We start from the raw sequence: 13,762 nt of genomic DNA, 5'->3' as shown, positions 1-13,762 counted from the left end.
CTAACTCAAAAACAATGAAGAGCATTTTTTATTTTTTTGAGTTAGCCAAAATACACAAAATGAGGTCTTATTTTAAGACCTCATTTTTTTATATACTCTAATATTCGGGTATCAAAAACATTCTGATCATCAATAAATTTCATTTCTATCGGCTGATACCATAACTTTTCCTCGGAAAAACTAGGAGCCAATCGCATATAATCTTTCTCAGTTGTAACTATATAATCATGCTTTTTTAATTGATCAAGCTCGGTTTCTGTAAAATTGTGATGATCCGGGTAATTAATATGCGTAAAATCTAAACCTAAAGAAGAATAATACTCTAACAAAGGTTTTGGGTTTGCAATTCCTGTAACTAATGTAAACGAAGTATCTTTTAACGAAGATACCGATCGTTCTCTAGAGCTATTAATTATATCAGAACCATAATCGATCGTAGCGAACAATAAAATCTGAGTAGATTTGATATTCATCTTTTTTGTAATACTTTCCTTTAACTCACTACTTATTGTAGTCGGACATTTAGTTACTATAATTATATCCGCTCGATCAGCTCCACTCCTAGGCTCTCTTAAATCCCCTGTTGGCAAAACAATGTCATCACTGTACAAATCATAATAAGGAGTAAGCAAAATATAAAAACCCGCTTTTACTTTTCGATGCTGATAAGCATCATCCAACAAAATTACTTCTGGACTTATTTCTTGATTTCTTAAGTTTGATATTCCATTACGTCGATCAGCATCAACAGCCACTGTAACATTTTTGAATTTAGTTTTAAATTGTAATGGCTCATCTCCTACCTCTTTAGCTGTAGAATTTATTTGAACTAACTGAAATCCTTTTGTCTCTCTTTTATACCCTCTACTCAATGTCGCCAGAATCACCTCATCCTTTAATAACTTAATGAGATATTCAACCATTGGAGATTTACCGGTACCTCCCACACTTAAGTTCCCCACTGCTATCACAGGAAAATCATAAGAAACAGATTTCTTAATTCCTGAATCATACAACTTATTTCGTAACCAGGTTACGAAATAATACACAGGAACGATCGGCAAAAGTATTTTTCTTAATAAATTCAAATGTATAAACTTACTTTTTACAATATGATAATAGCAAATGTATAAAACGAAACTTTGATTATTGACAAAAGTTTTTTTACATTCAATTTATATTTCAAAAACAGACACCAATGCAAATTAAAGAGGTTATACAACACCTTGAAGTTTTAGCTCCTATGAGTTATGCCGAAGATTTTGATAACGTAGGATTATTAGTTGGAAATAAAAACACTACAGTTACAGGAATTCTTGTAACATTAGACACTTTAGAAACAATCGTAGATGAAGCAATAGAAAAAAACTGTAATCTTATAGTAAGCTTTCATCCTATTGTTTTTAAAGGGATCAAAAAATTTAATGGCAATAACTATGTAGAACGAGTAGTTATGAAAGCCATTAAACATGATATAGCGATTTTTGCTATCCATACTGCACTGGATAACGCATATCACGGAGTAAATGATATGATATGTGAACAACTTGGATTGATAAATCGTAAAATCTTAATCCCTCAAAGCGGTAGTATTAAGAAGCTAGTAACTTTTGCTCCCGAAAAAGAAGCAGACTCCTTGCGAACAAAATTATTCGAGGCAGGAGCAGGAACTATTGGAAACTATGAAAATTGCAGTTTTTCATCCAATGGGATAGGAACTTTTAAAGCAACCAAAAACACCAATCCATCTATCGGCAAAATTGGGCAAACACATCACGAAAAAGAAACTAAAATACAAATCACATTTCCAAAACACTTAGAAAGTACTATCATAAAGTCATTACGTAAAAATCATTCTTATGAAGAGATTGCATATGAAATTACAACTTTAGAAAACAAAAATCAGCATATTGGAATGGGAATGATTGGTGAATTACCCAATGAAATAGAAGAAACAACATTCTTAAGGCATATTAAAAAGATATTTAAAACGGGATGTGTAAGGCATTCCTCTTTATTAGGCAAACCTATAAAAAAAGTTGCTGTACTAGGAGGAAGCGGTAGCTTTGCTATAAAAAATGCACAAGCAGCTGGAGCAGATATATTTATAACCGCGGATTTAAAATATCATCAATTTTACGAAGCCGAGAACAAACTAATTCTTGCAGATATTGGTCATTATGAAAGCGAACAGTACACAAAAAACTTAATTGTTAGTTATCTTAGAAAAAAAATCAGTAATTTTGCAATCATTTTATCGGATAAAAATACCAATCCCATTCAATACATATAAAATATGGCAAAGAAAGAAGTTACTGTTGAGCAAAAATTAAGAGCATTGTATGATTTGCAATTAATTGACTCTAGAGTTGATGAGATCAGAAATGTACGTGGAGAGCTTCCATTAGAGGTAGAAGATCTTGAAGATGAAGTAGCCGGATTAAACAAAAGATTAGACAAACTCAATGCTGATCTTGAAACTATCGACGAAGGTATTAAGACTAAAAAGAACCTAATCGAAGAAGCTAAATCTTTAATTAAAAAGTACGGAGAGCAGCAAAAAAATGTACGAAACAATCGTGAGTACAACTCTCTAAGCAAAGAAATGGAGTTTCAGGAATTAGAAATTCAGTTATCTGAAAAGCATATTAAAGAGTTCAAAGCTCAAATCATCCAGAAAAACGAGATTATAGATCAAACTAAAGATCGTTTAACAGAGAGAAATAAGCACCTTACTCACAAAAAAGGAGAGCTTGATGCAATACTTGCAGAAACGGAAAAAGAAGAATTAGCCTTAATTGCTAAATCTGAAGATTTCCAAAACAACATTGAAGAAAGGCTAGTTGCAGCATATAAAAGAATAAGAAATAACGTAAAGAATGGCCTAGCTGTTGTACCTATTGAGCGTGGAGCTTCTGGAGGTTCTTTCTTTACTATTCCGCCACAGGTTCAAATGGAAATTGCTTCACGAAAAAAAATCATCACAGATGAACATAGTGGACGTATCTTAGTAGACCAAGAGTTAGCGCAAGAAGAAAAAGAAAAAATGGAGACAATGTTTTCTAAATTGTCATAAACCAATTTTTTATATAATATTACAGCCTCAGATGTTTCTGAGGCTTTTTTTATTTTAAAAAATTACAATATCAAAAATGGATAGCATCTTAATAATAGGCAATGTATGGCCAGAACCTAATTCCTCCGCTGCCGGAAGTAGAATGCTTCAACTAATTCAACTATTCATATCTAAAGGTTTTAAAATAACTTTTGCAAGTACCGCTGCTGAAAGTGAACACATGCACGACATTAATGCACTTGGCGTCACCAAAACTACCATAGCTATTAATGACAATAGTTTTGACAATTTTATAAACAACCTAAAACCTCAATTTGTTATGTTTGACAGATTCATGTCCGAAGAACAATTTGGATGGAGAATCGCTAAACATTGTCCGAAAGCTTTAAGGATCTTAAACACAGAAGATCTTCACAGCCTAAGAAAGACAAGAGAAGAAGCTTTAAAAAAAAAGATTGACTTTACATATTCTAATTTAAAATCAAGCGATATGGCAAAAAGAGAAATTGCCAGCATTTATCGTTCTGATATCTCTTTAATTATATCAAGTAAAGAAATAGACATCTTACGAAATCAATTCAACATAAGAAAAGAACTATTACAATACCTTCCTTTTCTACTAGACCCAATTAACACTCAAACAAAAAATAACTGGAAGCCCTACAACCAAAGAAGCCACTTCATAACTATCGGAAACTTTAGACACGAACCTAACTGGAATAGTGTTTTATATTTAAAAGAAACTATCTGGCCGCTGATAAAAAAAGAACTTCCGGAAACTGAACTTCACATCTATGGAGCGTACCCACCACCAAAAGCCACTCAACTACACAATCCAAAAGAAGGATTTCATATAAAAGGGTGGACAAAAAACGCTGCAGAAGTTATGCAGCAAGCACGTATATGTATCGCCCCTATACGTTTTGGCGCAGGAATCAAAGGAAAACTATCAGAAGCAATGCTAAACGGAACACCTAGCATAACAACAACTATAGGCGCAGAAGGGATGCTTGGAGAAGACTCAGACTGGAATGGCTTTATCAAAGATAAACCAGAAGAATTTGCAAAAGCAGCCATCAAACTATACAACAATGAAAATATCTGGAATCAAGCACAACAAAATGGAATAGAAATCATCAACACTCGTTTCAAAAAAGAAGAACTTAGCAATAAACTAATTCAGCGAATCTTTAAATTAAAAGATAATTTAGAAGAGCATCGTCATCAAAATTTCATTGGCTCAATGCTACAACATCACACCATGAAAAGCACTGAATTTATGTCTCGGTGGATTGAAGAAAAAAACAAGAACAACTAATGCCCTAATAGGTTTACAAAAAACTGATCAATCCCAAAAAGTAAAACCATTAATAAAAACACAAAACCAACTGTTTTCAGAGTACTAAACTTTAACTCATCATCAAACTTTGCCCTATAACCTAAGAGAACTCTAATTATTTCTAAAACCCTAACCCTATTAAGAAAGAGTACTAAAAACAATAACAAAAGATAAAGCATTGCACTCGCCAATGCTCCATATGTATCAAAAAATATAGCATCAAAAACAATTATATTAATAAGAATTGGCATGAGAACAAAAACCCCAAATAACTTTGTTTTCTGAAACAACAATAAACAGGCTCCAATCAATTGCGAAATACCAATAAACAATATATAAGAATAGGAATACCCCATAAAAGTCCAAGCTAGATCAAACCCTCCTACTTCAGACAAAGGAATCATAGCTATTTCTTCGGGTAAAACACCTCTTCTGTAAAACTGCCCTCCCAACAACTTACCAGATCCATATATGGTAATTAACATAAAAACATACCATCTAGCAGCAAGCTCTATATAATAAGAAAATTTAGAATTCATCTTACAACTTTCTCATAAGACGATATCAAACAAATTCAGGTTACAAACAATTAATAATAAAAACAAAAAAAATAGATTATTGAAAACAAAAAAAGCCTCTTCACTGATGTGAAGAAGCTTAATATCTTTTAAGAATTCTCTTTTTATTAAAGAGCAGCTACGTGCTTAGCAAGTTTTGACTTTAAATTAGCTGCCTTGTTATCATGTATGATATTACGCTTTGCTAATCTATCAATCATAGAAACTACAGAAGGAAACAAAGTCTCAGCTTCTTTCTTATCAGCTTCACGCAATTTTTTGATAGCATTACGTGTAGTTTTGTGCTGATATTTATTTCTAAGACGCTTAGTCTCACTATTTCTAATTCTCTTTAATGCTGACTTATGATTTGCCATCTTTTCTTTGTTAAATTTCTTTACTATAAAATTCGTAGCCCGTAGGGGAATCGAACCCCTCTTACCAGGATGAAAACCTGGCGTCCTAGCCGATAGACGAACGGGCCATAGTTGTTTGTCTAATTGCGGATGCAAAAATACAACTATTTTTTAATGGCGCAAGTGTTATTTTATTTTTTTCTAAAATTAATATGCTTTTGCAAATAACACCCTTACTTTAGAGGGGTTTCCGCTATATACACAACTACCATTTTCTTCTTTTGCATCAAACGGAATACATCGTATAGTGGCTTTGGTCAACTCTTTAATCTTTTGCTCTGTCTCTGCCGTTCCATCCCAATGAGCTGATATAAAACCACCTTTATTTTCTAAAACTTCTTTAAACTCATCAAATGAAGCAACCTCGGTAATATGCTCATCCCTAAATTGAGTAGCTTTTTGATGTAAACTTTCTTGAATTTCTTTTAATAAAGACTCAATCGTGTCTACAACCTGATCCTTATCTACAAATTGTTTAGAAAGAGTATCTCGTCTTGCTAGCTCTACCGTACCTTTTTCTAGGTCTTTAGGCCCAATAGCTATTCTTAATGGAACTCCTTGAAGTTCGTATTGTGCAAATTTAGCTCCTGGCCTATGCGTATCTCTATTATCAAATTTCACAGAAATACCTTTAGATCTTAAATCATTAACTAATTCATTTGCTACCTCAGAAATTTGATTCAATTGTTCCTCTCCTTTATATATTGGAACAATAACCACCTGTATTGGAGCAAGATTAGGCGGTAAAACCAATCCATTATCATCACTATGCGTCATAATTAAAGCCCCCATCAATCTAGTAGATACACCCCAAGAAGTAGCCCATACATAATCAAGTTTTCCTTCTTTTGAAGTAAACTTAACGTCAAAAGCCTTGGCAAAATTTTGGCCTAAGAAATGTGAAGTTCCTGCCTGTAAGGCCTTCCCATCCTGCATTAATGCCTCAATACAATACGTATCTTCAGCTCCTGCAAAACGTTCACTTTCAGTTTTTCTTCCCTTAATTACCGGAATTGCCATAAAGTCCTCAACGAAATCAGCATATACATTATTCATTTGATCAGTTTCAGCAATTGCTTCTTGTCTTGTCTCATGAGCCGTATGCCCTTCTTGCCACAAAAACTCCGCTGTTCTTAAAAACAAACGAGTCCTCATCTCCCATCGAACAACATTTGCCCATTGATTTATTAAAATTGGTAAATCTCTATACGATTGGACCCATCCTTTATAGGTATTCCATATAATTGCCTCAGAAGTAGGTCTAACAATCAACTCTTCTTCTAATTTAGCTTTTGGATCAACTATTAATTTTGAGGTATCCTCTGGATCAGTTTTTAATCTATAATGAGTTACCACTGCACATTCTTTTGCGAACCCTTCAGCGTTTTTTTCTTCTGCTTCAAACAGACTTTTAGGAACAAAAAGAGGAAAATATGCATTTTGATGTCCAGTTTCCTTAAATTTTCTATCTAATTCCGCTTGCATTTTCTCCCAAATTGCATACCCATAGGGTTTAATTACCATACACCCTCTTACCGCCGAATTCTCAGCTAAATCAGCCTTTACGACTAATTCGTTATACCATTTAGAATAATCTTCACTACGTTTTGTTAGATTTTTGCTCATAATCTGCTATTTGGCACAAATGTTGTGACTTTGTTAAATAAAAAATAGTTAGGGCAAAACTAACTAAATTTGTATTGTTCAACAATAAAATAAGGAGATATGCGACTTAAAAATTATTTTAAAAAAAATGGAGCTGTTGGGACCTTCCTTGCAGCCTCTCTACTTATGTTGACATCTTGCGGTTCTTATGAGTATGTATCTTATGATGATGGTATTTATGGCGAAGCAAGAAGCCAAAGAAGTTATGAACCACAACCAACCGCTACCAAAACCGAAACTAGTTCAAATTATTATTCTAATTACTTTTCAGAAAAATCTGCTCAGATTGACAATGTTATGGAGCAAGATGCCATTTTCACTGATATAGATTCTTATTCTAGTGAAAACTACAACGCTTCTGATACGACAAATGTAGCTTTAGCTTATGAAGGCGGACAACCTGCATGGGGAAGTGATTATGATGAAGTTTCTGTAAACATAATAAATACTGGATGGAATAACTGGGGATGGAATGCCTGGGGCCCTGGAATAGGCTGGGGATGGAATAACTGGGGATATAACTCCTGGGGATGGAATGCTGGATGGGGACCTGGTTTTGGATGGAACGCCGGCTGGGGATGGAATGCTGGATTTGGATGGGGAAATCCATATTGGTATGGTGGTGGATTTTGGTGTCCTCCATATTATAACTATGGATATGGTGCGTTTGGAAGAAATCGAATCGCATACAATAGAGGTTTTAGAAATCGAGGATTTAGAAATGCTTATGCAGGGAATTACAGAAGCAGAAGTGCCTACAATAGTAGATCTAGAAACTATAACAATAATAGATCAAGAAGTCGCTCGTACAATAATCGCAGTAGCTACAATAATAGAAGAAGAATCTCCGCTAACAATAATAGAAGAACAAGAACCTCAACATATTCTGGAGCAACTAGATCATCAAATAATGGCGCGTACTCGCGATCAAGATCAAACAATGCTAATAGAAGCAGCACTAGATCATACAGAGGAAGTTCCAGAAGTTCAGGTACAAGGAGTTATTCTGGATCTAGAAGTAGCAGCAGAAGTTCTGGATCTTACAGAAGCAGCGGATCTAGTAGAAGTAGCGGATCTAGATCTAGCGGTAGCCGTGGAGGAGGAAGAAGCCGTGGCGGAAGAGGTTAAAATCCACTTTTAAATTCTTTAAAAATTTTCAAAAAAAATAAAGTTTATTGGATTTAGATAGATATACAATCGATTAAAAATTGTGTCTTATCTAAATCCATAATCTGTTGTGTAGTAACAATAGTTAAATCAAATATTGCAACATATATGAAAAAGATATTTTTATTCGTTGGTCTATTATCTCTATCCTTCATAAATGCCCAAGATATTACAGATGCAGTAAGATATTCTCAACAAGAAATTTTAGGTACTGCACGTTTTAGAGGAATGAGTGGCGCATTTGGTGCTTTAGGAGGAGATATGTCTGCATTACAAATAAATCCTGCAGGATCAGCAGTCTTTTTAGGTTCCTCTGGTTCAATAACATTATCCTCGTCAAATATCCAAAATGATACAAATTATTTTGATGGTTTTAGCGAAACATCATCTTCTAATTTTAACTTTAATCAGATAGGTGCTGTATTCATATACAATAACCGTAATGAATCAACTATCCTTAATAAGGTATCATTAGGTATTGCATATGATCAAACTACAGATTTTGCCGAAGAACTATTTGCTTTCGGAAGAAGCAACAATTCAATCGATAATTTTTTTCTAGCAGAAGCACAAGGCATTCCTCTCGATTTATTAACCCCTAGAGCAGGAGAAAGTCCAGACGATCTTTACAGTTTTTTAGGAGAAACAGAAGGTTATGGAGCTCAACAAGCATTTCTTGGTCACGAATCATTTATTATCGAAGGAAATGATCTTACAGACTCCAATAACACATCATATTTCTCAAATGTAGCTCCAGGAGTTTTTGACCAGGATTACCATTACGAAAGTACAGGTTTAAATGGGAAATTCACCATTAATGGAGGAGCCCAAATAAACGATAGATTTTATGTTGGAGTTAACCTTAATTCGCACTTTATTAACTATGATAAAATCACGAGGTTTGACGAATTCAATAATAATACAGGAAGTGTGGTTAATGAAATTATTTTTACAAATAGGCTATCTACTATTGGAGCAGGCTTCTCTGCACAAGTAGGAGGAATACTAAAGGTTTCACACATGCTTAGACTAGGTGCTTCTTTAGAATCTCCAACTTGGTATTATATCGAAGAAGAAACAACGCAAAGAGTAGTTACCGACGGAGTAAATGGAAGAATTAATTTAGATCCTAACGTAATAAACATATTTCCAGAATATCAATTACGTACTCCAGCAAAAGCAACTGGAAGTATTGCGGTTCTTTTTGGAAAACGTGGGTTAATTAGTTTAGATTATTCATATAAAGATTATTCATCTACCGAATTTGATTCTGATGAAGGCGTGAATTTTTCTGATATAAATAGACAAATTGAAAATAGTTTACAAGGAGCTTCTACCCTTAGAATAGGAGGAGAATTAAGAAATGGCAACTGGAGCTTTAGAGGTGGTTATAGCTATGAAGAAAGTCCATATGAAAATGAATTCATTCTGGGAGATAGAACTGGACTCTCTATGGGTATTGGTTATAACTTCGGGAAAGTAAAATTTGATGTCGCATATGACTATTCAGAACAGGAGCGTATTGAACAATTTTATCCAAATACATCTTTCACAAATTTTGCAACAGTAGAAAGTTACAGAGATAACCTAACTTTCACCTTAAGTTTAAATTTATAAAAAAAAATAAGTCGCTTTAAAAGCAAAAAGGGAGTTGATGTTCATCACTCCTTTTTTGCTTTTCCTGTATATTATCCTCTATCTTATTAAAGAAAAACTAGCGTTAAATTCTTTCATAACACCATTTTCTGTATACCTCACTTTAAACCAATACTCACTTGATGGTAACAAATTTCCATTATAAGTTCCATCCCACGTACCTAAAGACCCCAGATCCTTTAAAAGTTTTCCTGATCTATTAAAAATTAGAATTCCATTAATCTGAACATTATCGTTTCCTACAATCCCCCAACTCTCGTGAAAACCATCTCCGTTAGGCGTAAAGTACCTTGGGTAATCAACCACAAATTCTACTGGAAGTTCAATTTCGCCACACATAAAAACATCTCTTACATACACAAAATGTTCTCCTCTAGTCACTCTAGTAAAAACCGGAGAAGATTGCCAATCGCCAGTATCTAATCTATATTCATAATCCCCTATTGCATCAGAATCTACCATTACCTCAATAGTAGCATTATCAGAAAAAGCACCAGAAAGCAACTCTACAGCAAAATCTTCTATTTGAGGTGGATATGACTCTACAACCGTTGTTACTACTACCGAAACACACATTGTACTATTATTAGTGACTAATACAGCATACTGACCCGCAGTCGTGGGATTATAAGTAGGTTCGATCTCTCCTGGAATCTCATTTCCTGTTGCTGCTGTAGCTCCAACATACCATTGAAAATCATAAACAGTATCATCTAAGTTTGTATCGATCACATCTGTTGGAATCAAGTTAATAATCACACCATCATTTTCTAAACAAAGTACATACTCCTCTTCTAAAGTAAAGTCAGGAAGTGCATTAACAATCAACTGAACTGGAATCACCCTAAAACAATCATTACCCATCGCTAATGGATCAACACGCACATAAACCACTTGATTAAATATTTGTACGTTCTGATATGCTGAAGGAGATGAAATTGTATTAGTATTACCTAATTCAGCATCTTGCATCGACTCATAATAATCAATATCATAATCAGAAATACTCAAATCATTAGATATGTCTGCATCATTTAAATTAAGAATGTCTTGTACCGTCAAAGTAAGATCAAAAATCCCCACACCCTCTTGATCTGATTCACAAGTTTCCAATGAAGTTGGAGACAAATCAAAATCATCATACAATGTAGTACGTAATTGCAATGTTACACTAGAAAAACAACTATTATCTGTATCTCTACCCACAACTATTAAATCTCTAGTTAATGTAGTGCTCAGGTAAGAAGCAGGGTTAGGAATAACATTATCGTTATCTACATCGTTTTGGGACTCATAATATGATAAAACAATATTGGTAGCACCTCCTGTAATCTGGTCTTCTCTAAGGGTTAAGTTATAAACAGTATCAACCTGATCACTGCATAAACTAATAGGATCAGGATTAATTAATTCTGGATTATGCAGTACTTCTAAATCGAATGAAATTGTAGACCTAAAACACTCATCAACATCTGCAGCTCCATTATTATTATCATCTGATTGTACTCTTACCCATATTGTTTGCGGGTTAGACTCATTCATAAACGCACCTGTAATCTGTCCTGTATTATTTATAGCTTCATTCTGTGTTCTATGGTAGCTAACTAATAATGCTCCCGCTTGAAAACCAATCACTTCGACATCTTTTTCTGTTAAATCAAAAGTTGCTTGATTAGGATCATCACTACATAAAACAAAATCAGTTACTGAATTATTTTCAGGTAACCCTACAACCTCTAGCTGAATATGTTGTCCTAAACCCAGACATCCGTTATTAGTACCATCATCAACTCGTACATATAAATTTTGAATAAAAGGTGATGCATCATTTCTATGATTCGTCGGATCTACGATTGCATTCTCCTCTGCTAAGGCATCTGCTAAATTTTCATAATATGTAATGACTAAATTTTGTCCTGAAGGATATAGCGCGGTAACTTGACTTGTAGCATCACTAAAATCAAAAGTAGCAATCCCGTTAGCGTCATCATTATCTACATCGATATTATCACAAGTTCTATAAGATAATCCAAAACCTGCAGGAATCTGCGTTGCAGATACTACTAGATCTACCTGGGCCGTTCTAAAACATCCCTTATCAGTTTCTATCCTTGAAAACACTGTACTATTTATCGGAATGGGATTAGGATACGTAGTAAAGTTAATAATTTGATCCGCAGGATCAGCATTTATTGCTGCAGTCTCGGTAAGATAATACGAAAAGAACTCATTAGCAGCATTTGAAGAAATTAGCGTGTTTGCTTCTGACAAATTAAATAACGAAATACCATCAGTATCATCATCACACTGTAATAAAGATACTACTGGCACTACCACTGGAAGGGGGTTAACTATCAATTGAAAGCTTGTAGTCTCATAACAACTTTGTTCAGAAACATTTTCAATTCGCGCATATATAGTTTGAGGATTAGCTATGTTGGTATAATTATTAGGTAATTCTGTCCCTAAAACACCAGCATCCGCATCAGCTTGAGATGCATATAAAGAAACTAAAAAACCTGCAGAATTCTGAGTTCCCAGAACTTCTGATGCAATATTAGAAAGATCAAATTCTACAACACCGTTAGTATCATTACCATCCAATACATTATCACATAATTCTATATCCATAGGAACATTCGCTACAGGATTCTCATATACCCTCAACATAAAAGAAGTTATTTCGAAACATATTTGATTCATTCCACCTATTCTAGCCCATACAACTTGGTCTGCTACAGTATTTACAAAATTATCTGGATCGGTAATAATATTATCACCTGCTGCGCCTGTATAATTTTCCGCATCTTCCTGCGTAAAGTGATACGTCACTGTAAATTCAGTTGGATCTTGAACACCTAAAATAACAGATGTATTCTGAGTAAGATCAAAAGTTTCAATTCCATTTCCATCATCATCACAAGCCGATAAATTCTGAGGTGTATTTGCAATAATAGGAGGAGTATAAAATGTAATCACAACCTCATCAACTTCTGTATTACCATCAACATCTTCAATAAGCAACTGATATCTCCCTGATGTTGTAACTGTATATGTCGGACTAATTTCACCCGAAATAATATCAAATACCATGGTAGTCTCATTATAAACAGACCATTCATATCTGATAGCTCCATCTGATGTACCATCCAATACAACAGGGTCTGAACCGCAAATATCCTGATTAGGCCCTAGCGCTGCTTCTAGTATAGAACAGTCTGTAGAACCTGTACCCCCAGTTTGCTGAAAATTTATAAAACCAGGTTGCTCTGAAAAATTAGTAATCAATACAAGATAAAACTCTCCAGCAGTTGCAGCTGGAATATTCATCGCTTCTACTGCGTCTGGCGAATAACTACAATCAACAGTATTACCCGCTGTTAGCTCAGCAGTACAAGGAGAAACAGGGTCGGTAAAAGGTCCATAACATATAAAATCCACATCCAATTGGGTACCAGTCCCATCTTCATTAGTAGATTGCGAAATGCGAAAAGTCAATGCTCCTGTATCATCTATCTGCAAATAATACCAAGCAGGGAAAGGTTGTGTAGTTAAACATCCATAATTAGGACCAATTTCAGAGCTATTTACACAGCTACTATTAGTACTATTACAATTCGGGAAAACAATACCAGTAGTACTACAAAAAGGATCAGCACCATTATCCCCTACAGAATCAGCACAAACAGAACCTTGTGCTATACTAAAATTTGTATAAATGAAAAATGACAAAAATAATATCGATACAGGTATTCTTTTACTCATTACCAGTCTTTAAAATAAATGATAAAATAGCTTTGTTTATAAAATCCAAGGCTTTCTTATATAAAAACAATCATACTACAAGAAACCCTAACAAATAATATAATAAAACCGGAATAGTGTA

General features: G+C 34.3%; 10 protein-coding genes and 1 tRNA gene. 5 read left to right on the top strand and 6 right to left on the bottom strand.

Annotated elements, in window-relative coordinates; genetic code table 11:
* Nucleotides 1–80 precede the first annotated feature (80 nt).
* Nucleotides 81–1,088: a tetraacyldisaccharide 4'-kinase gene (lpxK, locus tag J8L88_RS12090; RefSeq protein WP_211060845.1), complete on the bottom strand. Its 1,008-nt coding sequence runs from the start codon at nt 1,086–1,088 to the stop codon at nt 81–83.
* 110 nt (nt 1,089–1,198) lie between these two features.
* Here lpxK and J8L88_RS12085 point away from each other — a divergent pair, with 110 nt between their 5' ends.
* The 3 genes from J8L88_RS12085 to J8L88_RS12075 all read left to right on the top strand — a co-directional run bounded on the left by J8L88_RS12085 (nt 1,199) and on the right by J8L88_RS12075 (nt 4,394).
* On the top strand, nt 1,199–2,293 hold the full coding sequence (locus tag J8L88_RS12085; protein WP_027392405.1) for a Nif3-like dinuclear metal center hexameric protein: 1,095 nt from the start codon (nt 1,199–1,201) through the stop codon (nt 2,291–2,293).
* A gap of 3 nt (nt 2,294–2,296) precedes the next feature.
* Complete coding sequence (locus J8L88_RS12080) at nt 2,297–3,076, top strand: zinc ribbon domain-containing protein (RefSeq protein WP_027392406.1); 780 nt, start codon at nt 2,297–2,299, stop codon at nt 3,074–3,076.
* A gap of 76 nt (nt 3,077–3,152) precedes the next feature.
* A complete protein-coding gene (locus J8L88_RS12075; protein ID WP_211060844.1) occupies nt 3,153–4,394 on the top strand; it encodes a glycosyltransferase family 4 protein in 1,242 nt (413 codons plus the stop codon).
* On the opposite strand, the gene J8L88_RS12070 is transcribed toward J8L88_RS12075, so the two are convergent.
* The 4 genes from J8L88_RS12070 to proS all read right to left on the bottom strand — a co-directional run bounded on the left by J8L88_RS12070 (nt 4,391) and on the right by proS (nt 7,014).
* Nucleotides 4,391–4,954 (bottom strand): hypothetical protein, encoded by a 564-nt coding sequence (locus J8L88_RS12070; RefSeq protein ID WP_118387013.1) that lies wholly within the window; start codon nt 4,952–4,954, stop codon nt 4,391–4,393. The genes J8L88_RS12075 and J8L88_RS12070 overlap by 4 nt on opposite strands.
* A gap of 146 nt (nt 4,955–5,100) precedes the next feature.
* Nucleotides 5,101–5,349 (bottom strand): 30S ribosomal protein S20, encoded by a 249-nt coding sequence (gene rpsT, locus J8L88_RS12065; protein WP_027392409.1) that lies wholly within the window; start codon nt 5,347–5,349, stop codon nt 5,101–5,103.
* Nucleotides 5,350–5,384: 35 nt separating this feature from the next.
* Nucleotides 5,385–5,456: transfer RNA gene (locus J8L88_RS12060), tRNA-Glu, on the bottom strand.
* A 79-nt stretch (nt 5,457–5,535) separates the two neighbouring features.
* Nucleotides 5,536–7,014, bottom strand: coding sequence for a proline--tRNA ligase (proS, locus tag J8L88_RS12055; protein ID WP_027392410.1), 1,479 nt, complete (start codon nt 7,012–7,014; stop codon nt 5,536–5,538).
* A 99-nt stretch (nt 7,015–7,113) separates the two neighbouring features.
* On the opposite strand from proS, the gene J8L88_RS12050 reads away from it, so the two are divergent.
* Nucleotides 7,114–8,181, top strand: a complete 1,068-nt coding sequence (locus tag J8L88_RS12050) for a hypothetical protein (RefSeq protein WP_211060843.1) — start codon at nt 7,114–7,116, stop codon at nt 8,179–8,181.
* A 147-nt stretch (nt 8,182–8,328) separates the two neighbouring features.
* Complete coding sequence (locus J8L88_RS12045; RefSeq protein ID WP_211060842.1) at nt 8,329–9,837, top strand: OmpP1/FadL family transporter; 1,509 nt, start codon at nt 8,329–8,331, stop codon at nt 9,835–9,837.
* Between the two features lie 78 nt (nt 9,838–9,915).
* Here the strand turns inward: J8L88_RS12045 and J8L88_RS12040 are convergent, their stop codons facing one another.
* A complete protein-coding gene (locus J8L88_RS12040) occupies nt 9,916–13,641 on the bottom strand; it encodes a T9SS type B sorting domain-containing protein (RefSeq protein WP_211060841.1) in 3,726 nt (1,241 codons plus the stop codon).
* Nucleotides 13,642–13,762 lie beyond the last annotated feature (121 nt).

This window comes from Aquimarina sp. MMG015 (assembly GCF_018100855.1).
Taxonomy (GTDB): Bacteria; Bacteroidota; Bacteroidia; order Flavobacteriales; family Flavobacteriaceae; genus Aquimarina; species Aquimarina latercula.
Note: the sequence above shows the minus strand (reverse complement) of the source record. Positions and strands in the feature narration are given on the sequence as shown.